24 protein-coding genes are annotated in these 23,873 nt (G+C 41.1%); 9 read left to right on the top strand and 15 right to left on the bottom strand.

Features of this window, described 5'->3' with window-relative positions:
* Positions 1-60: 60 nt before the first annotated feature.
* Together PHU20_RS01075 and PHU20_RS01070 are read left to right on the top strand one after the other, a co-directional pair.
* Positions 61-3,090 carry a WD40/YVTN/BNR-like repeat-containing protein gene (locus tag PHU20_RS01075; RefSeq protein WP_274823484.1) on the top strand — a complete coding sequence of 1,010 codons (3,030 nt, stop codon included), beginning with the start codon at positions 61-63 and terminating at the stop codon, positions 3,088-3,090.
* Positions 3,091-3,222: 132 nt separating this feature from the next.
* On the top strand, positions 3,223-3,633 hold the full coding sequence (locus PHU20_RS01070) for a glyoxalase (protein WP_274823483.1): 411 nt from the start codon (positions 3,223-3,225) through the stop codon (positions 3,631-3,633).
* Here PHU20_RS01070 and PHU20_RS01065 read toward each other — a convergent pair.
* Positions 3,622-4,302, bottom strand: a complete 681-nt coding sequence (locus tag PHU20_RS01065) for a DUF2461 domain-containing protein (protein ID WP_274823482.1) — start codon at positions 4,300-4,302, stop codon at positions 3,622-3,624. The two genes, PHU20_RS01070 and PHU20_RS01065, sit on opposite strands and share 12 nt — an antisense overlap.
* A gap of 95 nt (positions 4,303-4,397) precedes the next feature.
* On the opposite strand from PHU20_RS01065, the gene epsC reads away from it, so the two are divergent.
* Together epsC and cysM are read left to right on the top strand one after the other, a co-directional pair.
* Positions 4,398-5,189 (top strand): serine O-acetyltransferase EpsC, encoded by a 792-nt coding sequence (gene epsC / locus PHU20_RS01060; protein WP_274823481.1) that lies wholly within the window; start codon positions 4,398-4,400, stop codon positions 5,187-5,189.
* Positions 5,182-6,066, top strand: a complete 885-nt coding sequence (gene cysM / locus PHU20_RS01055; RefSeq protein ID WP_274823480.1) for a cysteine synthase CysM — start codon at positions 5,182-5,184, stop codon at positions 6,064-6,066. Before epsC ends, cysM begins: the two co-directional genes overlap by 8 nt.
* Positions 6,067-6,086: 20 nt before the next feature.
* On the opposite strand, the gene corA is transcribed toward cysM, so the two are convergent.
* Both corA and truA read right to left on the bottom strand, forming a co-directional pair.
* On the bottom strand, positions 6,087-7,166 hold the full coding sequence (gene corA, locus PHU20_RS01050; protein ID WP_274823479.1) for a magnesium/cobalt transporter CorA: 1,080 nt from the start codon (positions 7,164-7,166) through the stop codon (positions 6,087-6,089).
* 47 nt (positions 7,167-7,213) lie between these two features.
* Positions 7,214-7,999 carry a tRNA pseudouridine(38-40) synthase TruA gene (gene truA / locus PHU20_RS01045; protein ID WP_274823478.1) on the bottom strand — a complete coding sequence of 262 codons (786 nt, stop codon included), beginning with the start codon at positions 7,997-7,999 and terminating at the stop codon, positions 7,214-7,216.
* A 90-nt stretch (positions 8,000-8,089) separates the two neighbouring features.
* On the opposite strand from truA, the gene PHU20_RS01040 reads away from it, so the two are divergent.
* Entirely contained in the window at positions 8,090-8,527 is a 438-nt protein-coding gene (locus PHU20_RS01040) for a hypothetical protein (protein WP_274823477.1), read from the top strand.
* 174 nt (positions 8,528-8,701) lie between these two features.
* A complete protein-coding gene (locus PHU20_RS01035; RefSeq protein WP_274823476.1) occupies positions 8,702-9,184 on the top strand; it encodes a hypothetical protein in 483 nt (160 codons plus the stop codon).
* 72 nt (positions 9,185-9,256) lie between these two features.
* Here the strand turns inward: PHU20_RS01035 and PHU20_RS01030 are convergent, their stop codons facing one another.
* Positions 9,257-10,141 (bottom strand): anti-sigma factor, encoded by an 885-nt coding sequence (locus PHU20_RS01030; protein WP_274823475.1) that lies wholly within the window; start codon positions 10,139-10,141, stop codon positions 9,257-9,259.
* 297 nt (positions 10,142-10,438) lie between these two features.
* On the opposite strand from PHU20_RS01030, the gene PHU20_RS01025 reads away from it, so the two are divergent.
* Positions 10,439-11,137 carry a response regulator transcription factor gene (locus PHU20_RS01025; protein ID WP_274823474.1) on the top strand — a complete coding sequence of 233 codons (699 nt, stop codon included), beginning with the start codon at positions 10,439-10,441 and terminating at the stop codon, positions 11,135-11,137.
* On the top strand, positions 11,134-12,624 hold the full coding sequence (locus tag PHU20_RS01020; RefSeq protein WP_274823473.1) for a sensor histidine kinase: 1,491 nt from the start codon (positions 11,134-11,136) through the stop codon (positions 12,622-12,624). Before PHU20_RS01025 ends, PHU20_RS01020 begins: the two co-directional genes overlap by 4 nt.
* A gap of 75 nt (positions 12,625-12,699) precedes the next feature.
* Here the strand turns inward: PHU20_RS01020 and PHU20_RS01015 are convergent, their stop codons facing one another.
* A complete protein-coding gene (locus PHU20_RS01015; protein WP_274823472.1) occupies positions 12,700-14,163 on the bottom strand; it encodes an AAA family ATPase in 1,464 nt (487 codons plus the stop codon).
* Positions 14,164-14,214: 51 nt separating this feature from the next.
* Entirely contained in the window at positions 14,215-15,360 is a 1,146-nt protein-coding gene (locus PHU20_RS01010) for a vWA domain-containing protein (RefSeq protein ID WP_274823471.1), read from the bottom strand.
* A gap of 260 nt (positions 15,361-15,620) precedes the next feature.
* On the opposite strand from PHU20_RS01010, the gene PHU20_RS01005 reads away from it, so the two are divergent.
* Positions 15,621-16,022 (top strand): hypothetical protein, encoded by a 402-nt coding sequence (locus PHU20_RS01005; protein WP_274823470.1) that lies wholly within the window; start codon positions 15,621-15,623, stop codon positions 16,020-16,022.
* Between the two features lie 12 nt (positions 16,023-16,034).
* Here PHU20_RS01005 and hisIE read toward each other — a convergent pair whose 3' ends face one another.
* The 9 genes from hisIE to hisG form a co-directional block, all read right to left on the bottom strand.
* A complete protein-coding gene (gene hisIE, locus PHU20_RS01000; RefSeq protein ID WP_274823469.1) occupies positions 16,035-16,631 on the bottom strand; it encodes a bifunctional phosphoribosyl-AMP cyclohydrolase/phosphoribosyl-ATP diphosphatase HisIE in 597 nt (198 codons plus the stop codon).
* A gap of 51 nt (positions 16,632-16,682) precedes the next feature.
* On the bottom strand, positions 16,683-17,438 hold the full coding sequence (hisF, locus tag PHU20_RS00995) for an imidazole glycerol phosphate synthase subunit HisF (protein ID WP_274823468.1): 756 nt from the start codon (positions 17,436-17,438) through the stop codon (positions 16,683-16,685).
* 79 nt (positions 17,439-17,517) lie between these two features.
* Positions 17,518-18,027 carry a DinB family protein gene (locus PHU20_RS00990; protein ID WP_274823467.1) on the bottom strand — a complete coding sequence of 170 codons (510 nt, stop codon included), beginning with the start codon at positions 18,025-18,027 and terminating at the stop codon, positions 17,518-17,520.
* A 2-nt stretch (positions 18,028-18,029) separates the two neighbouring features.
* Positions 18,030-18,755 (bottom strand): 1-(5-phosphoribosyl)-5-[(5-phosphoribosylamino)methylideneamino]imidazole-4-carboxamide isomerase, encoded by a 726-nt coding sequence (gene hisA, locus PHU20_RS00985; protein WP_274823466.1) that lies wholly within the window; start codon positions 18,753-18,755, stop codon positions 18,030-18,032.
* A 1-nt stretch (position 18,756) separates the two neighbouring features.
* Positions 18,757-19,338: an imidazole glycerol phosphate synthase subunit HisH gene (hisH, locus tag PHU20_RS00980; protein ID WP_274823465.1), complete on the bottom strand. Its 582-nt coding sequence runs from the start codon at positions 19,336-19,338 to the stop codon at positions 18,757-18,759.
* A gap of 37 nt (positions 19,339-19,375) precedes the next feature.
* Complete coding sequence (gene hisB / locus PHU20_RS00975) at positions 19,376-20,509, bottom strand: bifunctional histidinol-phosphatase/imidazoleglycerol-phosphate dehydratase HisB (protein WP_274823464.1); 1,134 nt, start codon at positions 20,507-20,509, stop codon at positions 19,376-19,378.
* A 1-nt stretch (position 20,510) separates the two neighbouring features.
* On the bottom strand, positions 20,511-21,557 hold the full coding sequence (gene hisC / locus PHU20_RS00970; protein WP_274823463.1) for a histidinol-phosphate transaminase: 1,047 nt from the start codon (positions 21,555-21,557) through the stop codon (positions 20,511-20,513).
* On the bottom strand, positions 21,554-22,852 hold the full coding sequence (gene hisD, locus PHU20_RS00965; RefSeq protein WP_274823462.1) for a histidinol dehydrogenase: 1,299 nt from the start codon (positions 22,850-22,852) through the stop codon (positions 21,554-21,556). The genes hisC and hisD overlap by 4 nt, the downstream gene beginning before the upstream one ends.
* Before the next feature lie 35 nt (positions 22,853-22,887).
* A complete protein-coding gene (gene hisG / locus PHU20_RS00960; protein ID WP_274823461.1) occupies positions 22,888-23,745 on the bottom strand; it encodes an ATP phosphoribosyltransferase in 858 nt (285 codons plus the stop codon).
* Between the last annotated feature and the right edge of the window lie 128 nt (positions 23,746-23,873).

Below are 23,873 nucleotides of genomic sequence, written 5' to 3'. Positions count from 1 at the left end.
ACAAAACCTTAAGAATAAGACCCTTTGATCAAAGGGTCTTATTCTTTAAATTCATTCCTTATGAAAAAAATAGTAATGCTTGTAATTTTTATGGGGCATATCGCCACGTATACGATACTTGCACAAGAAAAGAATAGCGATGGAAAGTCTTTGTTCGGTGATATGACGGCCAGACACATTGGTCCTGCCCTTATGAGCGGGCGAATTAACGATCTTGAAGTACACCCTACCAATAGTAGGATAATTTATGCCGGTGCGGCCGGCGGGGGTGTATGGAAATCAAATGATGCCGGTACCACTTTCAATCCGATTTTTGACGATTATTGCCAATCTATTGGCGCGATTGCCTTGGATCCCAATGATCCTGATAATACCCTATATGTGGGCACGGGGGAAACTTGGACCAGGAATAGTGTGTCGGTCGGTGATGGCCTGTATAAGTCTACTGATGGTGGTGCCAACTGGACAAAGTTGGGATTTGATAAATCGGAACGGATCGTCAATATTGTCGTAAATCCAAAAAATTCAAATGAAATATATGTAGGTGTTTTAGGGGCTCTATGGGGAGATAGTGATGAAAGGGGGGTCTACAAATCAAAAGATGCCGGAGTAACATGGGAAAAACTACTTTATGTAGATCCAAAAACAGGTTGTGCGGATTTAGCAATGGATCCCAATGACCCCAATGTCCTCTACGCTTCCATGTGGGAATTTAGGCGAACGGGATGGGGTTTTGAGTCTGGTGGTGAAAATAGTGCCTTATATAAATCAACCGATGGCGGTTTTAGTTGGAATAAGATCCATAATGGTTTCCCTACCGGTAAATTGGGAAGGTTGGGCATTGCCGTGGCCCCATCGAATCCAAATGTCCTGTACACCGTGATAGAAGCGGAAAAAGATGAACGTAAAGGGTTGTACCGCAGTGATGATGCGGGCAATTCCTGGAAACAATTGAACAATGATTTCGGGATTACCGTAAGACCCTTTTATTTTTCAAGAATCGTTGTCGACCCCAAGGATGAAAATGTTGTAGTTAAAGGAGGACTCAGTGGTTCGATATCACGGGACGGTGGTAAAACGTTCAAAAATCTTGGAAATATGCATAGTGATATCCATGACATAGCTTTCAGCATTAAGGATTCGGATATCATGTTCGTAGGTACTGATGGAGGGGTTTATCGTTCCTGGGATGGCGGAACCAATATGGAAATAGTGGAAAATCTGCCCCTTTCGCAATTTTACCATATTAGTGTAGACAATGAATCCCCATATAATGTATACGGAGGGCTTCAGGATAATGGTTCTTGGTATGGTCCCTCCTCTTCCCCAGGCGGTGTGGAGGCAAGGGACTGGAATTCCGTCGGGTTTGGTGATGGATTTCGGGTTTTGAAGCATCCTACTAAAAACATTATTTATTCAGAAATGCAAGGGGCGGAGAATGTTTGGCGTTTTGATGTGGATAGAAGTTTGATCAAAACCATTCAACCCCTTCCATCCAAGGGTATTGGGAAACTTCGGTTCAATTGGAATGCCCCTATGGCCATAAGTGAGCACCAACCCGATCGGTTTTATATGGGTAGTCAGTTTTTGCATAAGTCGGAAGATATGGGAGATACTTGGACGATTATTTCTCCAGACTTGACCACGAACGATCCCTCCAAACAAACCCAGGAAAATTCCGGAGGTTTATCAAAAGACAATTCAGGGGCTGAAAACCATACCACGATATTTACGATTGCGGAATCCCCGCTTGATGAAAATGTTATCTGGGTAGGCACTGACGATGGAAATGTACAAGTAACCCAAGATGGTGGTAAAACATGGACGAACACCGTAGGCAATATTTCAGGACTCCCTAAAAACACATGGACCTACCATATTGAAGCCAGTGTTTTCGATAAAGGTACGGCGTATGCCGTTTTTGAGGGCCATACCCAAAATGATATGAATCCGTATACCTATAAGACCACTGATTTCGGAAAAACATGGACAAGTATCATTACCGATGATATCGTTGGTTTTGTGCGGAATATCCAAGAAGACCATGTTAATCCTGATTTGTTGTTTTTAGGAACGGAATTCGGACTTTATATTACGACGGATGGGGGTAAGAATTGGAAGAAATTCACGAATAATATGCCATCAGTAGCAGTTCATTTTATTGATTTGCAAAAAGAAACCAATGATTTGGTGATGGGGACCCATGGCCGCGGTGTCATCATTATCGATGATATCTCCCCCTTAAGGGAAATCAATGACGAAGTTCTTGATAAAAATGTTCATTTCTTTGCCAGTAAACCTACGGTAATTAATGAAAAAAGCAATTTTTCCGGAAGTTTTGGTACAGAAACCCAATTTGTAGGCCGCAATAAGACGACAGATGCCCAAATAAAGTATTACCTAAAAAAGAGGCATACGTTTGGGAAAATGAAGATGGAAATCCAGGATCTGGAGGGTAATACCATTTTTGAACTGGGTCCCGGCAAATCAAAGGGAATCAACATCGTTAATTGGGCCGGGAAGATCAAGCAACCCAAAGTAGCCAAGGGAAAGACTTTTTCTTTTGGAGGTTTTACCTCTCCCACGGTTCCTGCAGGTAACTATAAAGCCGTTATGACCAAAGGAAAGGAAACCTTTGAACATATCTTTGAATTGGTTTATGATGAAAAGTCCCGGTTGACACCGGAAGAAAGGGAATTCAAGAATCAGACAACCATGAAAATGTATGATATGACCCAAGAATTGGCCTATTTGGTTTATGAACTCGACGAAATGAGCGCTGCAGCGGAAAGGGATGGGAATTCTAAGATAGTGGCCAAATTACAGGACCTTAAAAAGACTTTGGTCATCACAACAGGGGATAATTACGTAGGCTCTGCAGAACCTCAATTACGGGAGAAAATGGCCGATCTCTACAGTAAGTTGGCCAACAGCTATGACAAACCGACAAAATCTGAAATCGAGAACTTAGAGGTCATTTCCGAACGATTTGAAACGGCCAAATCCGATTTCATGAAATTGAAGAAAAGGTTCAAAACCAAAGAAGGGTTTGCAGTAAAGACCTTTGAGGAGTTTTTGGAAAGTAATTAAGATCATGTAAGTTAGAAAAAAACCATGGGCCTTTTTACCCATGGTTTTTTTGTTCATAACCTCGTTAAAAACTAAAATAGTGAGGGTTCGTCCGATTTAACTATTCCAGTACCTTTAATAAAACTTCGTATTATGAATGATAGATCCCATTATCTTTTACGCATACGTCCCCAAATTTCTTCGGCCAAAGTAAATTCCTCCATGAGTTCTGACGAGCAATTCCAGAACAAGACCATGAGACCCGTTATTAAAATGCAGAACGATCTTTTACTTGCTGCTTTCCAGAATTATATTACCAAACATAAAAACAGGTATTATGGGTTGAGCTTGGAAAATAAATTGGGTTATATCGAAAACACCATCCAAAAGGATATAAAATTCAGGAATTCCCTTAAAGGGATGATTATCGGCCAATTTACGGTTGAAGAATATGATGCATATATCAAGAACTCCTCGGCCCTGAATAAACGTATGATGCATATGGTCATCGAGCGCCTTAAAAATCAAATCCAGATCTTTGAAATCCAAGAATTAGTCCAATAGCGATTCCCCGTTCAGATTGGTTGTAAGAATATCGCTCATAAGGTCAAAATAAGGTCTAATGGCCTTAAAGGATTCATCGATCTTTATGGCAAAATCCTTGGAAAGCACTTCTTTATCTGAAAATTTCCTGATAAAAATGAATTGTTTCTTTCGAATTAGATCAATGTCCGGATGGGCTTTATCAAATCCTTTTGGGGCCGTTTTCAGTTCTTCCCCTATCAGATGACCCCATACTTCGGTAAATTTTTCATTGTTTATGACCGCTTTGAATTCTTCGGCATCCAGTTCCAATTCTTTCCGTATGCGCAGGAGGTCCTCTTTTTCCGGATTCCAAAATCCAGTGGCAATAAAACTGTCCCCAGGTGTTATCTGGATATAGTATCCGCCCCGTAACCTGGCCCCTGCCCTCGCATACGAACCGGCAAAATGTGTTTTGTAGGGGGTCTTGTCCTTTGAAAAACGAACGTCCCTGTATATACGGAACATTTTCATCCTTTCAATATCGTCGTGCAGTTTCATTTTCTCCATGACCGCAGTGAAAAAATCCTTAACGCTGGATTCCAGTGCTTTAAATCGGTCTTTGTTTTCCGTAAACCATTCCCGGGTATTGTTTTGGTCCAACTCCTTTAAAAATAAAAACAATTCTTTGGTAATTACTGCGTTTTCCATAAGACTTATCTGAGGTGATTTTTAGCTAAAGTTAACCATATGGTACAAACTCCTTTTAAAATAATGTTTAATTTAGAACTTGAAATGAATGCCAAATGGACACAAAGACGATAATCGATAAAATAAAGCAACACAAGAAACAGCCTAATCTTAGGTTTGCTTTGAAGGAAAAGGTTGAGGTTTTTACCAATAGGCTTTTTTATACCCTTTTTGATACGGATACACCGGTTGAAGGGAACTTGGAAATCTTGAAATCGGATTTTAAGGAATTGGCCGAAATAGCTTGTTGGGAATGCAAAGAACCATGTAATAAAGTCTGGAAAAGCTATTTGGAAACGTTACCGGTCGTACTTGAAAGTTTGAATTTGGATGCCGAGGCCATCGTTGAATGTGACCCTGCGACAATGTCGATCGAAGAAGTGTATATGGCCTACCCGGGTTTTTATGCGATTGCCATATATCGGTTGGCCCATGAATTATACAAAATAGGCTTTCCTTTGGTACCAAGACTCATGACCGAGTATGCCCATGGTAAGACCGGGGTGGATATTAATCCCGGAGCCGTAATTGGCAAGTCGTTTTTTATAGACCATGCTACTGGGGTAGTCATTGGGGAATCGGCCGTAATCAAGAACAATGTAAAGATATATCAAGGGGTTACCCTTGGGGCATTATACGTCGCCAAAGATTTAAAACAGACCAAAAGGCATCCAACCATTGAGGACAATGTTACTATTTATGCAAGTGCCACGATACTTGGTGGTGATACCGTAATCGGTGCCAATAGCATCATTGGAGGTAATGCATGGGTAACGGAATCGGTACCCCCTAATTCAAAAGTTTTTCATACCCCGGAAATAAAAATCAAAACCGAAACAAATGCCTAAGAACATATTCGATACCATTGGGAATACCCCTTTAATAGTATCCCAAGCCCTAAATACAAATCCAAATGTGAAGCTTCTTTTTAAAATGGAGGGCCACAATCCAGGTGGCAGTGTAAAGGATCGGGCAGCATTCAACATGATCAGGTCCGGACTCGAAAGAGGTACGATTTCCAAAGATTCCAAACTTATTGAAGCCACAAGTGGCAATACGGGAATTGCCTTGGCGATGATAGCGGGTATATACGGTTTGGGTATTGAGTTGGTCATGCCGGAAAACTCGACCAAAGAACGGGTGCAGACCATGCGGGCCTATGGGGCAAAGGTAACCTTGACCCCTACCGAGGTGGGTATTGAAGGCGCTAGGGATTATGCAGAGGCTAAAGTGAAGGAAGAAGGATTTTTTATGTTGGATCAATTTGCCAATGAAGACAATTGGAAGGCTCACTATAAAACAACCGGTCCTGAAATTTGGAGGGATACCCATGGGGAAATTACCCATTTCGTTTCTTCAATGGGAACTACCGGTACGATAATGGGGACATCAAGTTTTTTAAAGGAACAAAACCAAGCGGTCCGGATTGTTGGGGTTCAGCCAACCGATGATTCGAGCATTCCAGGCATACGCAAATGGCCCGAGGCCTATTTACCACGGATATTCGATGCCAAAAAAGTAGATCAAATCATTGAGGTGAGTACTGGGGAAGCCCAGGAAATGGCCAGAAGACTTGCCAAGGAAGAAGGTATTTTCGCCGGGATGAGCAGTGGCGGTGCCACGGTAGCAGCGTTGAAATTGGCCGAAACTTTGGAAAAAGGCACCATTGTTTCCATAATTTGCGATCGGGGCGATAGATATCTTTCCTCGGATTTATTCGAATAGCGGGTAGGGTTGTGATTGTCTTAAATCCACTTCTTCTTTTTGAAAAATATAAGCATCCCTATAAAAATGAGGATCATAAGCCCCCAAACCAGGAAGTAACCGTTTTCCCATTGTAATTCGGGGATATGAACGAAATTCATGCCATAGACCCCGGCAATAAAAGTCATGGGGATGAATATGGCCGACATAATGGTAAGCACTTTCATTACCTCGTTCATTTTGTTACTCATATTGCTCATGTACATTTCCATCAAGCTCATGGCCATCTCGCGATAGATCTGTAGGCTTTCGTTGATTTCGTAAGAATGGTCTAGGGCATCCCTTAAAAAGAACTTGGTGTCCTTGCTTAATAAAGTGCTTTCCGAATCGATCAATCTATTGACTATTTCCTTGACAGGATAAATCCATTGTCGAATTTTAAGAACCTCTTTTTTCAATTGTTGAATGTTATGGGCTACCTCAGGGGTCGGATTTTCATACAAATCATCTTCCAGAGCTTCTATTTTATGGCCCACATTTTCCAAAACAACAAAGTAATTGTCGATAATGGAATCCAGTAAGGCAAAAAACAAATAATCGGAATCCTTTGTCCGTATCCTACCAGACTTGGCATTGATCCTTTCCCGTACCCCGTTGAATACATCAAAATCGAGTTCTTGAAAAACCAATACACAGTTCTGCATTAAAACAAGGGCCACATGTTCGCCCACCAGTTCATTCTTATCATTGATATACAACATCCTGAACGTGCCGAAAATATAATTTTCGTATTCATCGATTTTTGGTCGTTGCTGGGTGTTTACGATATCTTCCAATATCAAGGTATTCAGACCAAAATGGTGACCAACCTTTTCAATAAAGGATTCATCGTTCAAACCAACGACATTGACCCAGGATGTTGTCGGGGTGTCCTTATGGGCCACGATTTGTTCAATGTCACCGGGATAATGGATTTTATGTAGGTTATCGGTATATTCAATAATGGTTACTTTAGTTTCAATAGCCTCCCTATTTCCCATATAGGTAATGGTTCCAGGGGCTTTTCCAACTTTTTTGTGCTTTCGGAAATGTCTTTTTTGAACGTCCTTCTTCTTGGCCATATGCGGTTATTTATATAAAGATACTAAAACAAATGAAGGTCTATGGATCAATCGAAATCGATATTTTTCAGAAGAAGGCCCGATCCCGGTGCAACGGAGGTCATGAGTTCCTTCCCCGGTGCAATCAATGAATTCTCGATATCGGTCAAAGTCAATTCCCCTTTTCCCAATTGGATCAAAGCGCCCATGATCATTCGGATTTGATAGCGCATGAACCCTTTTCCCCTAATGTGGAGCGCATATGAGGTTTTAGGAAAAAAATTGGCTTTAAGAATGGTGTTTTCCCGGATCTCACATGTTTCTATAGTCCTCAATTTATGTGGGTTTTTTTGGGTTTTAACCGTATAGGATGTGAAATCATGTGTGCCTACAAAATAAGTAGCGGCCTTTTTCATGGTTTCGATATCAAGATTTTCCAAAATATTGGTGATATACGGGGCACTGAACGGATGGTTTTTGGTACCAAAGGAAAAGAGATACACATATTCCTTTAGCTTGGGATCCTTGATAATATTGAATGACCCATCTACCGATTTGATCCCAGTAGCACGGATGTCGGAGGGCAAGTTGCTGTTGAAAAGTTTTAAAAAGGTATCAAGATCTTCAATTGGGGAATCATCCACAAAAAGTTCGAATGCAGCATCCAAGGCCGATACTTTGGCATCGGTACGCCCTGCCCCCAATATTTTAAATCTGACATCGGGCATTATGAATTTCAAGGTTTTTAAAACCATTCCTTCAATGGTTTTTTGTTGGGGTTGTTTTTGCCAACCACTGAACCTGAAACCTAAATATTGGAGATTGATCAAATAATAAAAACGCTCTCGTTGCATAAAAGGAAAATTTCACCTAAAAGTACAGGTTAATTACTATTGCATTAAATTTTGTACCTTTTTTAGGTCGAATTTAAACATATTGTAAGAATGAGTACCGAGAAAGTCAAAGTGCCCGTTTGGTATTGGATCGTAAGTATCATAGCGCTTATTTGGAATTTACTGGGAGCCATGGCCTATTTAAGTCAGGCTTTTATAACCGATGAATTAAAAGCTACCATGACCGCAGAACAGGTAACTTTGATGGAAAATACCCCTGCATGGGCCACAGCCGCCTTCGCATTTGCCGTTTGGGGGGGTGTGTTGGGTTGTATTGGTTTATTAGTGCGTAAGAAATGGGCAAAACCCGTTTTCGTAATTTCCCTTCTGGGGATATTGGTGCAAATGGGGTATTCATTTTTTATGACCAATGCCGTTGAAGTTTACGGGCCTGGCCAAGGTTTGGCGATGCCAATCGTGTTGATCCTGATAGGTGTTGGGTTGGTATGGTTTGCAACATCGGCCCAAAAAAAGGGGTGGATCAGTTGATAAAACTACCAATGTTGGGGAGCGGTCAGGATACCAATCCTTTTTTGACCACACTTTTTTTAATGTTGTCAACATTAAATGCCGTTCATCGATTAATTTAAATATCCATTACACCAAAATCGTTTTGTTCTAGAAGAAACCAGGTTCCCCTGTATCCTAGAAACTGAAATTGATATGAAATTTATATCGCGATTTTTGTCGTGGAAAAGAACTATTGTTCTTGCTGTAATTGTACTGCTTTTATTGAATGTATTTAATTTTTATGGGCTGTATACCAATAGATTCTATTTTTTTAAAATCGATAACTATATCCTGCCTTTGTTGACCCTTGTACATTTTACGTTTTTGTATGCCTTAAGGTTTAAAATACATGAAAAGGAAATAGGGGATCCCCAAATGCGCAATTTGGAATTCACCCTCTACGCCATCTTTCTGATATATATTTATAAATTGGTGGAAACCGTTGGTATTTTAATGAGTTATAGTGATTATGAAAGTAACGTTATTCCCGATACCTTCATACCTATAGGAATATTGATAACGACTTTATATGTCATACACCTTGTATTGACCTTGGTTACTTTCGGGCACAGAAAAGCGCTTGTTGGCGACTATGATTTCAATAAGATCCATGATCGAATTGATTATTGGGAATAGTCCGTTTATAATAGCAATAAAAAAAGTTCCTTGAAATAATCCAAGGAGCTTTTTTTATTGATTCTGTAGGTTTTATCTCGTTACCGTGCCTGTTGGAAAACTACTTGAAACGTTACTACTTATTTCCTGTACGTCCATGGCATCTGCCGGAATCATTCCAGCCAAGGGTTTTAAAATAAATGGTGCGGTACTATTGTCCGGATAAGGTTCAATACTTATTACGGCTACCTTACCCCTTATATCGGTAGGGAACATAAGTCCATCCGGAGCATTTACCAAGAAGTCCTCTCCAGGGAATGGTGGACCTGGGTTAGTGCCACTGAACGGACTTGCATCATCACTCCCTGTCACAGAAGTGAATGTGCCGGTTGTTACAGGAGTGCCATCCATAACGACCCACCCTTCGTATTTCCATCCTGGTTCCAAAGTAGGTAATTCCAAACCATTCACCGCACTTCCACTACTATTGTCCAAAAACCATATACCACTGTATTTTTCCTCCTCTGCCCCTGTACCTGTTGGTGTGGCAACAATGAATTTACCTTCAATCATATCAAATGAAGAAGCTACGGTACCAGTACCCAATGTAGCAGAATCACCATTGAAATCACCTACGAACAACTTAGTGTCGGCTGGGTCGGTCGAGGGGTCTGGGTTTGGTTCAATGGAAAGCACGAATTTTGTTGCACTGGCCAAAGTCGTTGCATCCAATTCAAAAGAAGTTTGGGAGAGATCACCGTTGGAGTTTACGGAAAAGGTTCCTGTACTTACCGGGGCACCATCTACGATTATCCAACCTTCATATAGAAAATCTGGGCCTAAATCCTCCAATCCATCCATATTCAAGGAAATTGAGGAATTTCGTGGTTCATCGCCATCATCATCATTTACACTACATGATGAAATCAGTACAACCGATATCATTATCAACGCATACGTAAGGTTTAATTTTTTCATTTCTTCTGTTTTTTAGTTATGCAACAAACTAATACAGAATATGTTACGGATGGATCACAGAAGAGTAAACTTTTTATATACGACTATCACAAATTGATCACGGTTAAAAATATTTTCAAGAAAAATTAGACACGTTTCTACTTGTCTAATGTAAGGAATGCCTGTAGAATTCAACTATTTCAGGGGTAAAGGTTTCGATTAATCATTATATTTTAACGACAAACAATTGTTTTCGGATTAAATTGGTTTGCTGTGATATTTATGTGATAACTTTTGGTTTTATTCGTAAATACAATTATGAAAAATATTTTAATAATAGAAGATGATCCCGAGATAATTAAATTATTGGAGATTCATCTAACCGATTTAATTTATAAGACATCCAAAGCGATGGATGGGGAATTAGGACTTCAAATGGCCCTAGAGAATGACTACGATATGATTCTATTGGACCTCACCTTGCCTTCGATGGATGGTGTCGAAATCTGTAAAAAACTTAGGGCGGTTAAAAATACCCCCATAATAATGTTAACCGCCAAATCGGAGGAGATAGACAGGGTACTTGGATTGGAAATCGGTGCGGATGATTACATTACCAAACCGTTTAGTATTCGTGAATTACTTGCAAGGGTAAAGGCGGTTCTGCGAAGGGTCGATATAAAGGAAATCAAGGAAAAAGATACATCCTCAATCATTGCAGAAGGTTTAAAAATAGACGTTGACAAACGAAAGGTCATTTTAAACGGAAAAAAAATTGAGCTTAGCCCAAAGGAATTTGAACTTTTGGTACTCATGGCTTCCAATCCCGGCCGTAATTATACCCGTTCTGAATTATTGAATATGATATGGGGTTATAATTTTGAAGGATACGAGCATACCGTTAATTCACATATAAATAGGTTGCGGGCAAAAATCGAATCCGATATGGCAAATCCTACTTTTATTTTGACTACTTGGGGTGTTGGATATAAATTTAATGAAGAGATTATAGAATGAATACCGATAAAACTTTAACACCAAGATTGGTCAAGAAATTATGGCTGGCATTTATTGTATTAATCGCGATAATAGGAACTTCGTACATTTTTATAACCGGTTATTTCAGTAATGTACATAGTGAGGCTACCATTCAAAAGATCAATGCCAGTTTAGCGGAACACCTAATTGAGGAGAAGTTTCAGAATGCCTCCCCATTCTTGGAGGACGGTAGTGTGAACAAAGCACTTTTCGGAGATCTAATGCACGATATGATGGCGGTAAACCGAAGTATAGAGGTTTATTTATTGGATAAAAAAGGAGACATTCTATATTCCGTTGTTTTAGACCATGATGACGGTTCCGAGACCAAACATGTATCACTTGGTCCTATTGAATCCTTTATCGCCACAAATGGGGAGGAACATATTCTTGGGGACGATCCCAGAAACCGCGATGAAAAAAATATATTTTCGGCGGCACCATATAATGTGAATGGGAAAGAAGGCTATGTATATATCGTATTGGCCGGCCAAAAACTACAACAGGTAAGCGAGACCTTGCTAGGTCGTTATTATTCCAATCTGGGCATTGGGGGATTTATACTCGCCATTCTTTTTGCCGGAATAATAGGCTATTTAAGCATATGGTTTCTTACCAAGAACCTTAGGCTTATGACCAGTACGGTCAAAAGATTTCAGGAAGGCGATCTAGAGGCTAGGATTGAAAACCCAAAAGATTCTGATATAGAGGTGTTTGCAAATGCATTCAACCAAATGGCCGATTCCATTGTTGAGAATATGGACAAGATGAAGTCGGTGGATTTATTAAGGAGAGAACTTATCGCTAATGTTTCCCATGATCTTAGGACACCTTTGGCCATTTTAAAGGGGTATATTGAAACCATGCAAATGAAGAAGGATTCCCTAACTGAAGAGGAAAAGCAGGAATATCTTCAAATCACCTATGACAATGTGGACAAACTATCCAAATTGATCAATCAATTGTTCGAATACTCCAAGTTGGAAGCTGAACAGATCACTCCCATTAAAGAACCATTTTCCATCACCGAATTATCACATGATCTTATCGCTAAATTCAAGGTTTTGGCAGAACGGAAACAAATTGATCTGCAATTGAACAAAGCAGAAAATAATGCCATGGTTTTTGCAGATGTAGGCCTAGTTGAACGGGCATTGCAGAATCTTTTGGAAAATGCCATAAAATACACGCCATCAGGTGGTAAAGTGACACTTTCTCTCAATCCTAAAAACGACCAAGTGGAAATCAGTATTCGGGATACGGGAACCGGGATTCCTTTAAGCGATCAACCTTTTATTTTCGATCGCTACAAGCAAGTGGCCACAAGCCCCAAAAAACAAGGTCATGGTTTAGGACTGGCCATAGTGAAGAAAATTATGGACCTTCATGATACGACCATAACGGTATTGAGCAAACCTACCGGAGGAAGTTCGTTTATTTTTCAATTGCCCGCTTATCAAGTATAAAAGATTATGTAAAGTCATGAATATAAAAAGCCTTCTAACATAGAAGGCTTTTTATATTAGGAAATCTTTATAGCCTTAAAGCCCACTAATGTAGTTTCCATAAAGATCCTTGAATTGAAAGCCTTCAGAGAACCGATACTTACTTAATTTTTTATGGGCCACCAATCCCCAAAGCAGTAATTCCTTTAGGAAGTAGCTGTCTTCTTTGGGAATTTCAGGGCAATGTTCCTTGATCAATTGATGAAGCGGGGATACATCATCAAGCGCCCTTTTGTATTCCGTATCTGTGAATTCATCCAAAAGCTCAAAGCCATCCCCTTGAAAAAACCAGCTGATCAATTCGTCATAAGGACCTTCCGCATCCTTTCGTTCCAATTTTTTGATTTCGGGAAAATAGGTTGGAAATAAGGATTTAACCGCTTCATCGATTAAAATGGCTGCCACGCCACCGGCCCCCTCCTGCTCTCCTTCATAGACCAATTCGATTTTTCCCGTCAATGCGGGAATTACCCCCATAAAGTCGCTTAACCTTAGGGTTGTTTTATCCGCTCCGGCCAGTAGGGCCCTACGTTCCGCCGTACTCAACAAATTTTCAAATGCGGTAATGCTGGTCCTTGCGCTAACCCCACTTTTTGCATCTACATATTCACTACTTCGGGCTTCGAAACTAATCTGCTCCAATAAATCCTTGGCGATCTCCGGTACATAAACGGTCTCCGTCTGCCTTTTGTCCAAGTTGGATTCCTGTTCCGTTATTTTCCTTGCTGTCGGAATGTCCTCCGGGTAATGGGTCAAGATCTGGGAACCGATCCTATCTTTCAATGGGGTTACAATACTACCCCGGTTGGTGTAATCCTCAGGATTCGCGGTGAACACAAATTGTAGGTCAAGGGGCATCCTGATTTTAAATCCCCTGATTTGAATATCGCCTTCCTCCAAAATATTGAATAGTGAAACTTGTATCCTCGATTGAAGATCGGGCAATTCATTGATGACGAAAATACAACGGTTGGCCCTAGGGATCATACCAAAATGGATGACGCGATCATCTGCATACGAAAGCTTAAGGTTGGCCGCTTTTATGGGGTCGACATCACCGATCAAATCGGCCACGGTTACATCGGGGGTAGCCAACTTCTCATAAAACCGATCATTGCGGTGCAACCAATCGATCGGGGTGTTATCACCATGTTCCTTGATCAATTCCATGGCATAACGCGATATGGGGTTTAAAGGGTCATCATTGATTTCCGAACCTTTGATGACGGGGATCCATTCGTCTAGAAGATTCACCATCAGGCGGGCCAATCTCGTCTTGGCTTGTCCTCTAAGCCCCAGTAAATTAATGTTGTGTCGCGATAAAATGGCGCGCTCCAATTCAGGGATCACCGAATTTTCATAGCCCCAGACCCCTTGAAAGGATTCTTCCCCATTTTTGATCTTATCACGAAGATTATCGCGAAGTTCATCTTTGATGCTCTTGGTTATATAACCAGCTTTTTTTAACGCTCCTAATGTTGTGATCTTTTCCTTATTCAATGTTGACTGATTTTTTTGATTTTTAATTACACGATAACGGTAAATGACATTTTATCCCTTCAATTTCTTTTTTCTATTGGCCTCATAATCCTCAAAGATCATTTCACCCAAATCGGACAATCCGGTAAAGAATGCCTTGCCTTTGTTGGCCTCGGTAAAATGCCTTACAAATTGCCTCAGGTAAGGATCTTGCGCAATCATGAAAGTGGTAATGGGAATATGCAGTTTCCTGGCCTGACTTGCCATATTATAGCATTTCTCAACAATATGATCATCGAGTCCCACACTGTTTTTATAGTAGGTTCCGTCGGGCAGTCGTAAACAACTGGGCTTGCCGTCGGTGATCATGAAAATCTGTTTGTTCGTATTTCGTTTTCTTCGTAACATATCCATAGCCAATTGTAATCCGGCTACGGTATTGGTATGATAAGGCCCCACTTTTAAATAGGGCAGATCTTTTATGGCAATTGGCCAGGCATCGTTGCCAAATACCAATATATCCAAGGTATCTTTCGGATAGCGGGTGGTGATCAACTCGGCCAAGGCCATCGCTACTTTTTTCGCCGGGGTAATACGGTCTTCACCGTAGAGGATCATACTATGGCTAATATCGATCATCAATACCGTACTCATTTGTGCCTTGAAGTGGGTGTCCTCAACAACCAAATCCTGTTCTGTCAATGAAAAATCCCCAATACCATTATTGATCTGTGCATTTTTCAAACTCTCGGTCATGGATATATGTTCCAATCCGTCCCCATATCTATATTCCCGAAAATCCCCGGTATGTTCATCCCCTTGTCCGGCTTTGTTGGTTCTATGGTTACCGGCTCCTTTGCGTTTTAATTTGCCAAAGATCTGGTCCAATGCACGCTTTCGAATAATACGTTCCATTTTTGCGGTAATCGAGAGGTTACCTTTGGCATCTTCTCCATCCCCTTCACCACCTCCATCTTCGAATTCCTCTCTTAAGAACCCTTTTGCTTTAAGGTCCTCAATAAAATCGTCAATGGTATAATCCGCATCGGTAAGTCCGTATTCCTTATCCAATTCGCGAAGCCAATCCAGCGCCTCATCCACATCCCCCGAAGTATGGGTAATCAACTCTTGGAAGATTTCGAAGAGTTTATCAAATGGGGATTGCTCAGGTGCGTCGTAGGCAGTAAAACGAAACCCTTTTCTTAAATTCATAGCCATATTATAAAATTAGGTTATTTCGAAAGAAGTTAAATTGTTTTTAGAAAAGCTTAACGCATAGGCCCCATTTGGGACATGGTTTTAGGTTTGCCTTAATATAACCTAAGGGGCAATCAATGAACGGTTTTCCGAGATCGGAAGTCGATCATTTCTTCCCTACTATTTCGATAGCATATGATTTTAACGGTTATAACCAAAAAAATACAATAATAAAAAGTATACATCGTTCAATTAGGAGTAAATTTTTAAGACTTCATAGAATGAACAACTTATTGATTAGTATCCTTTTCGCCATATCGGTTATTTCCCCTGAAAAGAATGACGATTGTTCTGGAGTGTACAATTTAGCCACCTATGCACTGTCCCATTCCAAAAAGGCATTAAAAGCCCACAATTTTGACCATCAGGTTTATTATTCGGGAAAAACCTTTGAATCTTACGAAAAAATTGTGGACAACATGGAAAACTGCGACTGTAAGAATGCCACCGAATTGATTCTCGATATTGCCGTTGATGCCGAAAAAGCAGCTGATCCCGTAGATTGGGATAGAGGACGGTATTACAGTAAAAAGGTATACTTAAATACGCAGGAACTGATTACCATCCTTGATCTTTGGGCAGCATCCGACCATGAAGTCGATACTGTGGTCGAACATCAATAGTACGGGGAGTCTTTAGTGCCTGCCCTTCAATACCTCAACAATATCATTCAGGGCATACCCTTTTGCCTGTAACAATATCAAATAATGGAACAGAAGATCTGCACTCTCATTTAAAAACAGGTCTTCGTTATCGTCTTTGGCCTCTATGACCACTTCAACAGCTTCTTCCCCTACTTTTTGGGCTATTTTATTGATGCCTTTTTCAAATAGGGAGGCTACATATGATTTACTGCCGTCGGCAGCCTTTCTTCGTTGGGTTATGACCGCTTCCAGTTGGCTTAAAAAGCCGAATTCTTGCTCATTGCCTTCGTTCCAGCAGGTGTCGGTACCTTTATGACAGGTCGGTCCAACGGGATTTACACGTATCAATAAGGTATCTTGGTCACAATCATTCTTAATGTCAACCAAATTAAGGAAGTTACCGCTTTCCTCGCCTTTGGTCCATAAACGGCCTTTGGTCCTACTGTAAAACGTAACCTTTTTGGTCTCTAAGGTTTTTTCATAAGCTTCTTTGTTCATATAACCCAACATCAAGACGTTTTTGGTGTTCGTATCTTGAATGATTGCAGGAACTAGTCCGTCGTTGTTTTTATTGAAATCAATATCCATTTTGTATGTTTTAAACGTTTCGAACAATTGCATTGTCCAAATTCTGAATTTTTATAATCTTACTGGGATTCCTTGGGTACGGAGTTCCTTTTTTAAATCTTTTATTTCTATTTCCTTAAAGTGGAAAACACTTGCCGCAAGAGCTGCATCCGCTTTTCCATCAATAAATGTATCAGCGAAATGCTGGATGTTTCCGGCACCTCCGGAAGCTATAATGGGAATGTTCAATTCTGTTGACAATCTGGCCAAAGCTTCATTGGCAAAACCGTTTTTGGTACCGTCATGGTTCATGGAAGTAAATAGGATTTCACCGGCACCACGTTCCTCTACTTCCTTGGCCCAATCGAACAGTTTAATTTCTGTAGGGACCTTGCCCCCTACTAAATGCACGATCCACTCCCCATCGATGACCTTTGCATCTATGGCCACCACAATACATTGTGAACCGAATTTGGCCACCAAGTCGTTGATCAATTGTGGATTCTTGACCGCCGAAGAGTTAATGGATACCTTATCGGCCCCATTGTGAAGCAACACATCCACATCCTCAACGGAAGAAATACCTCCCCCAACGGTAAAAGGGATGTTTACTTTTTCCGCTACATGATAGACCAGGTCTGCCAAAGTTTTTCTACGTTCCTCGGTAGCCGAAATGTCTAAAAAAACCAATTCATCCGCCCCTTCTTTCGCATAGATTTCCGCCAGTTCCACAGGGTCACCCGCATCGCGAAGGTCCACAAAATTAATTCCTTTGACCGTTCTGCCATTCTTTATATCGAGACAAGGTATGATTCTTTTTGTAAGCACTTTTGTCGTATTTCGTTAATAATATTCCATATTGGCCATGCTCGGCCAGTTTTAAGGACGGGTTTCAATGCCGTTATCCCTATTCATTTTTGAGGTTCAAATCCTGCCCATCATAAAATCCCAAATCCGTATTCTTCAATAGCTTGGTATAGAAAGCGATTTGACCGGTGTGGTAGGAATAATGTTCCACTGCATGCAATACTACCCCAATTCCTGAAAAATAGTACCCTTGTACATCCCGTTTCCGTATAAACTGCTCAATTTTGGTATCATTGATGATCCGTTTGGCTTTTTCCACGGTTTCATTTAATTTTTCCAATAGCTCTGATTTCGAGTAGCCCGATCGTGTTTCGAATTCCAAATCCCTTTCGCGCACATCTTCCTGTCCGCCCAAAGAGGAGATGACATATTGGGTTATGTTACCGCATAGATGCAATAGTAAATTACCAACACTATTGAGGGATCCATTAGGGCGTTTCCAAATATCTTCCTCTGAAAGTTGCTGTAGCGAAATGGTGTTCATTCGGGTACTTTCATCCAGACGATACAGTGAATTCTGAACAAATTCCTCTATGATGATCTCTTCCATAATCACGTAGTTAAGATATACTCTTCCAATTGTTTTAAGCTGATCCTGTTTTCATAAATGGCCTTCCCTATTATCGTACCTTCACAGCCGATTTCCGCCAATCTTGGAAGCTCATCAAAGGTTGAAATACCTCCAGACGCGATCAATTTAAGATCAGGGGCATCGTTCAGTATTTTTTTGTACAATTCAAATGAAGGCCCGGCCAACATGCCATCTTTACTGATATCGGTACAAATAACATATTCAATTCCCTTGTTTTGATACGATTGAATAAAAGGCACCAGATCTTCTTTAGACTCTTCCAACCAGCCTGAAACAGCAACTTTTTCATTCATGGCATCGGCTCCGAGGATTATTTTCTCGGCACCGTAACGTGCTAACCAGGACAGAAAAGTGTCCTTGTCCTTGACCGCTATACTTCCCCCGGTTATTTGATTGGCACCACTTTCAAAGGCTATCCTTAAATCCTCATCACTTTTCAATCCACCTCCAAAATCTATTTTCAAATGGGTTTTGGTTGCTAGTTGCTCCAAAACCTTGTGGTTTACGATATGGTGTGATTTTGCCCCATCCAAATCTACCAAATGGAGGTATTCGATGCCATGGGCCTCGAACTCCTTGGCAATCTCCAACGGATTTTCGTTGTATATCTTTTTCGTACTGTAATCCCCTTTGGAGAGTCTAACGCATTTTCCTTCGATAATATCGATGGCAGGTATGATTCGCATCTTATAATTGTAAAAAATTCCTTAATATTCTTTCCCCTACGGTACTACTTTTTTCGGGATGGAACTGTACCCCATAAAAATTGTCCTTCGCCAATGCCGCACTGTAGGAAAGTCCGTAATCGGACGTGGCAATGGTTTCTTTACAGATGGGGGCATAATAGCTATGTACCATATAAATGTACGCTGTCTTAACAATATCCTTGAACAGGTCGGTTTTCAATTCCGTGATGGCATTCCACCCAATCTGGGGAACTTTGACTTGATTCGGGAAACGGACTACATCGCAATCGAAAATACCCAAACCTTTGGTATCCCCTTCTTCCGAAGAATGGCACATCAACTGCATTCCCAGACAAATACCCAGAACGGGCTGCTTCAGATTGGGAATCAAGGTATCCAAACCACTTTCCCTAAGCATTTTCATGGCACTACTTGCCTCGCCTACCCCAGGAAAAATAACCTTATCGGCATTTTTTATTTCTTCCACGTCGTTGGTCAAGATGGCATCATATCCCAATCGTTTAAAGGCAAATTTGATGCTTTGTATATTCCCGGCCCCGTAATTGATAATTACAATTTTCATAAATTTAAGTAAAAAGTTAGCGTACGAAGATTGTTCTTTATAGAACTCCTTTCGTACTCGGCAACACCATTTTTTCCACATCCCGTTTAACGGCCATTTTCAGTGCTTTTGCGAAAGCCTTGAAAATGGCTTCTATTTTATGGTGTTCATTTTGTCCTTCCGCTTTGACATTCAGGTTGGCCTTTGCGCCATCGGTAAACGATTTAAAAAAGTGAAAGAACATTTCCGTGGGCATTTTCCCGATCATTTCCCTTTTGAATTCCGTATCCCATACCAACCAGTTTCGACCCCCGAAATCTATGGCCACCTGGGCCAAACAATCGTCCATGGGCAAGCAGAAACCATAGCGTTCAATACCTAATTTGTTGCCCAATGCTTTATGGAATACTTCCCCAAGGGCAATGGCCGTATCCTCTATGGTATGGTGCTCATCTACTTCAAGATCGCCATTTACCTTAATATCCAGATCCATTTGTCCGTGTCTGGCCAATTGGTCCAACATATGGTCAAAGAACGAAAGGCCCGTATCTATATTACCCATGCCCGTGCCATCGAGATTCACCTTGATATGGATATCGGTTTCATGGGTCTTTCGTGTAATTTCCGCGGTCCGATCATTAAGTTTCAAAAACTCGTATATCTTTTCCCAGTCATTGTTTTCAAGGGCGATCACACTATTTAGCTCCTCTCGTTTGACCGAAATCTCATCGGTCCCCAAATTGGTGTCATCATTTATGAAAATGCCTTTGGAGCCGAGGTTTTTGGCCAGTTCCATATCGGTTAACCGATCACCGATCACAAAGGAATTTGCCAAATCGTATTCTTCGGAAAAATATTCGGTCAGCAATCCGGTACCGGGTTTTCGGGTATCGGCATTCTCATGGGGAAATGTACGGTCCAGAAACACCTTGTCGAAAAACACCCCCTCATTCTCAAATGATTTAAGGATGAAGTTATGCACGGGCCAAAAGGTTTCTTCAGGAAAAACGTCGGTACCCAATCCGTCCTGATTGGTGATCATTACCAATTCATAATCCAATTCCTTGGCTATTTTCCCTAAGAACGTAAAGGCTTTGGGATAGAAAACCATTTTTTCGAAGGCATCGATCTGTTCGTCTGCCGTTTCTTTGATGATCGTACCATCCCTATCTATAAACAACACTTTTTTCATATTAAGCGATTTCGTTTAATGCGGTTATCAATTTCTCATTCTCTTCTTTGGTCCCTACGGTAAGACGGAGGGTATTTTCGCAAAGCGGTTGCGTGGTCCTGTTTCTTACTACTACACCTTTTTGCAGTAGTTGCTTATACCTTGCATTGGCATCATCTACCTTTACAAGTACAAAATTAGCATCTGAAGGATATACCTTATCAATAAATCCAACATTGGACAGGATTTTTGTCAAACGCTTTTTTTCCTTAAGGATCTGTGTTACCTCATGACTTAAAACCTCTGTTTTCAAGACCTGTTCCAAAGCCCGCTTTTGGGTCAATTGGTTTACATTGTAAGGCGGTTTAATGCGGTTCATTACTGTAATGATCTCCGTAGAGGCAAAACAGAGTCCTAGACGTATCCCTGCGAGTCCGTATGCCTTGGATAGGGTTTGGGTTACGATTAGGTTAGGGAATTCATTCAATTGCCCTAACCAACTTTCCTTATCCGAAAAATCGATATAAGCCTCATCGATGACGATCAAACCACTGAATCCTTTAAGCAGCTTCAATATATCACTTTTATCAATGCTGTTGCCTGTAGGGTTGTTGGGAGAGCATATAAAGATGATCTTACTGTTCTTATCGACCGTATCCAAAATTTGTGGGACATCAAGTTGAAATTCCTTGGTCAAAAGTACCTCTCGATTTTCAATGGCGTTGATTCCCGAAAGCACCTTGTACATCCCATAAGTGGGGGGCAGGGAAATAATGTTATCGACGTTAGGTTCACAAAAAACCCTGAATATCAAATCCAAGACTTCATCACTACCGTTGCCCAGCAAGAGGTTGTCTACTTGGACCCCTTTTTGCTTTGCCAACACGGCCTTAAGGTTTCGCTGTTGGGGGTCTGGGTATCTATTTACATCATTTTCGAACGGATTCTCATTGGCATCCAAGAAGATCATTTCGGTCCCGTCCGATACATATTCATCCCTAGCGGACGAATAGGGCTGTAATCCTTTGATATTCTCCCTGACAAGGGTATTTAAATTGAATTTTGTCATTTCTGAATTCTTTCCTTCAAGCTATTTAAACGTAGGGTTACGGCATTCTTATGGGCGTGCAATCCTTCGGCCTCTGCCATGATTTCGATGGTCTTTCCAATTTCGATAATACCTTCCGTAGATATTTTTTGGAACGTCATACTTTTCATGAAACTGTCCAGGTTAACACCGCTATATTGCTTTGCATAACCATTTGTCGGTAAGGTATGGTTGGTTCCGGAGGCGTAGTCCCCTGCACTTTCAGGGGTATAATTACCGATGAAAACAGAACCTGCATTCATGATCTGGTCTAGGTAAGAAGTTTCGTCCCTAACGCAGAGAATATAGTGCTCAGGCCCATATTCATTGATCAAATCAATGGCTGTTTGGGCTTCTTCAACATAGATCAACTTACTGTTGGCAATGGCTTTTTCGGCAATTGCTTTTCGGGGTAATTTTGATATTTGCTTTTCAACTTCTTCTTCAACGGCTTGTAACAATGCTTTATTGGTCGTAACCAGTATGACCTGACTATCGGCCCCGTGTTCGGCCTGACTCAACAAATCGGAGGCAACAAAAGCCGCATTGGCACTGCTATCGGCCATGACCAGCAGTTCACTGGGGCCTGCAGGCATATCAATGGCCACCCCGTGTTTGGTGGCGATTTGTTTCGCAACGGTTACATATTGGTTTCCCGGGCCAAAAATCTTGTACACTTGTGGGATACTTTCCGTGCCAAAGGTCATGCCCGCAATGGCCTGTATGCCCCCAACCTTGAATATTTGGGTAACGCCGCATAATTTGGCCGCATATAAAATGGCCGGGTGTATTTTTCCTTCCGCATTGGGCGGGGTACATAAAACGATTTCCTGACATCCGGCAATATTGGCAGGAACTGCCAACATCAAAATTGTAGAAAACAAAGGGGCAGATCCCCCTGGAATATATAGGCCCACCTTTTGAATGGGTCTTTTTTCTTGCCAGCAACGCACTCCTTTTGCCGTGGTTACCTCTACCCGTGAGGTTTTCTGGGCTTTGTGAAAGGTTTCAATGTTCTTTTTTGCCATGGATATGGCGAGTTTTAAATCTTCCTCGACCAAGGAACTTGCCCCATCAATTTCATCTTGGGTGACTTTCAGGGTATCAACGGACACCTTATCGAATTTATCGGTGTACTTTTTAAGAACCGTATCCCCTGAAGTACGGACTTCAGCGAAAATTTCATCGACCGTACTTTCGATATCGGAAACCGTATGTGTAGGACGTTTTAGAAGTTCCTTCCAATCTTTGCGAATGGGATTATATTTTTTGTTCATTTTTTTCTTTTTGAAAGATCCTTTGATACAAAAGGTTAAAGCACCATTTTCTCTATGGGGCAGACTAAAATGCCTTCGGCCCCGGCGAGCTTCAATTCATCGATAACCTCCCAAAACTTATCCTTATTGATCACGGTGTGCACCGAGCTCCACCCCTTTTCGGCAAGGGGCAATACGGTTGGACTCCTCATTCCAGGTAACAATTCCAAAATGGCATCCAAATTGTCGTTGGGGGCGTTCAACAAGACGTATTTTGATTGCCGGGCCTGTAAGACGGATTTTATCCTAAATTGTAATTTTTCCAATATGGCCTTTCTTTCCTCGCTGATCTTTTGGGAAACTGCAAGTACGGCTTCACTCTTCAGCATGACCTCAACCTCTTTCAGGTTATTTTTAAAAAGGGTACTTCCACTGGATACAATATCGCAGATGCCATCGGCCAAACCTATATTGGGGGCTATTTCAACGGAGCCATTAATGATGTGTAAATCAGCTTTCACGCCTTTTTCATCCAAGTATTTTTGAACGGTATTGGGGTATGAAGTCGCGATACGTTTACCTTCGAAATCTTTCACGGATTCGTACTTGACCGATTTTGGTACGGCCAAGGACACCCGGCATTTGGAAAAGCCCAATTTGGTGGCAATATCAATATCATGTCCTTTTTCTATCAGAACATTCTCGCCGATTATGGCAATGTCGACCACTCCATCCCTGAGGTATTGGGGGATATCCCCGTTTCTCAAGTAAAAAACTTCCATAGGAAAGTTCCGTGAGGATGCCTTTAGCTGGTCTTTTCCATTGTCTATGGAGATTCCACAATTTTTTAGGATCAATAAGGAATCCTCATTTAAACGACCCGATTTTTGAATAGCGATTCTAATTTTTGTCATTTTTTCTTTTGTTAAGTCCAAGCCATCAAAAAGGCTCTAAAAATAAAACCCGTTTGATTGCTCAAACGGGTTTTAAAATATTTTGTAATACTACAATACATCTTTACCTCGCTTGAGAGCAAGTGAAA

This window comes from Maribacter polysaccharolyticus (genome assembly GCF_028882255.1).
Taxonomy (GTDB): domain Bacteria; phylum Bacteroidota; class Bacteroidia; order Flavobacteriales; family Flavobacteriaceae; genus Maribacter_A; species Maribacter_A polysaccharolyticus.
Note: the sequence above shows the minus strand (reverse complement) of the source record. Positions and strands in the feature narration are given on the sequence as shown.

What these genes read in the sequence shown, in the direction of transcription:
- PHU20_RS01075 (WP_274823484.1), top strand. Translation starts at nt 61, where the DNA reads ATGAAAAAAATAGTAATGCTTGTAATTTTTATGGGGCATATCGCCACG.
- PHU20_RS01070 (WP_274823483.1), top strand. Translation starts at nt 3,223, where the DNA reads ATGAATGATAGATCCCATTATCTTTTACGCATACGTCCCCAAATTTCT.
- PHU20_RS01065 (WP_274823482.1), bottom strand. Translation starts at nt 4,302, where the DNA reads ATGGAAAACGCAGTAATTACCAAAGAATTGTTTTTATTTTTAAAGGAG.
- epsC (WP_274823481.1), top strand. Translation starts at nt 4,398, where the DNA reads ATGGACACAAAGACGATAATCGATAAAATAAAGCAACACAAGAAACAG.
- cysM (WP_274823480.1), top strand. Translation starts at nt 5,182, where the DNA reads ATGCCTAAGAACATATTCGATACCATTGGGAATACCCCTTTAATAGTA.
- corA (WP_274823479.1), bottom strand. Translation starts at nt 7,166, where the DNA reads ATGGCCAAGAAGAAGGACGTTCAAAAAAGACATTTCCGAAAGCACAAA.
- truA (WP_274823478.1), bottom strand. Translation starts at nt 7,999, where the DNA reads ATGCAACGAGAGCGTTTTTATTATTTGATCAATCTCCAATATTTAGGT.
- PHU20_RS01040 (WP_274823477.1), top strand. Translation starts at nt 8,090, where the DNA reads ATGAGTACCGAGAAAGTCAAAGTGCCCGTTTGGTATTGGATCGTAAGT.
- PHU20_RS01035 (WP_274823476.1), top strand. Translation starts at nt 8,702, where the DNA reads ATGAAATTTATATCGCGATTTTTGTCGTGGAAAAGAACTATTGTTCTT.
- PHU20_RS01030 (WP_274823475.1), bottom strand. Translation starts at nt 10,141, where the DNA reads ATGAAAAAATTAAACCTTACGTATGCGTTGATAATGATATCGGTTGTA.
- PHU20_RS01025 (WP_274823474.1), top strand. Translation starts at nt 10,439, where the DNA reads ATGAAAAATATTTTAATAATAGAAGATGATCCCGAGATAATTAAATTA.
- PHU20_RS01020 (WP_274823473.1), top strand. Translation starts at nt 11,134, where the DNA reads ATGAATACCGATAAAACTTTAACACCAAGATTGGTCAAGAAATTATGG.
- PHU20_RS01010 (WP_274823471.1), bottom strand. Translation starts at nt 15,360, where the DNA reads ATGGCTATGAATTTAAGAAAAGGGTTTCGTTTTACTGCCTACGACGCA.
- PHU20_RS01005 (WP_274823470.1), top strand. Translation starts at nt 15,621, where the DNA reads ATGAACAACTTATTGATTAGTATCCTTTTCGCCATATCGGTTATTTCC.
- hisIE (WP_274823469.1), bottom strand. Translation starts at nt 16,631, where the DNA reads ATGGATATTGATTTCAATAAAAACAACGACGGACTAGTTCCTGCAATC.
- PHU20_RS00990 (WP_274823467.1), bottom strand. Translation starts at nt 18,027, where the DNA reads ATGGAAGAGATCATCATAGAGGAATTTGTTCAGAATTCACTGTATCGT.
- hisA (WP_274823466.1), bottom strand. Translation starts at nt 18,755, where the DNA reads ATGCGAATCATACCTGCCATCGATATTATCGAAGGAAAATGCGTTAGA.
- hisH (WP_274823465.1), bottom strand. Translation starts at nt 19,338, where the DNA reads ATGAAAATTGTAATTATCAATTACGGGGCCGGGAATATACAAAGCATC.
- hisB (WP_274823464.1), bottom strand. Translation starts at nt 20,509, where the DNA reads ATGAAAAAAGTGTTGTTTATAGATAGGGATGGTACGATCATCAAAGAA.
- hisC (WP_274823463.1), bottom strand. Translation starts at nt 21,557, where the DNA reads ATGACAAAATTCAATTTAAATACCCTTGTCAGGGAGAATATCAAAGGA.
- hisD (WP_274823462.1), bottom strand. Translation starts at nt 22,852, where the DNA reads ATGAACAAAAAATATAATCCCATTCGCAAAGATTGGAAGGAACTTCTA.
- hisG (WP_274823461.1), bottom strand. Translation starts at nt 23,745, where the DNA reads ATGACAAAAATTAGAATCGCTATTCAAAAATCGGGTCGTTTAAATGAG.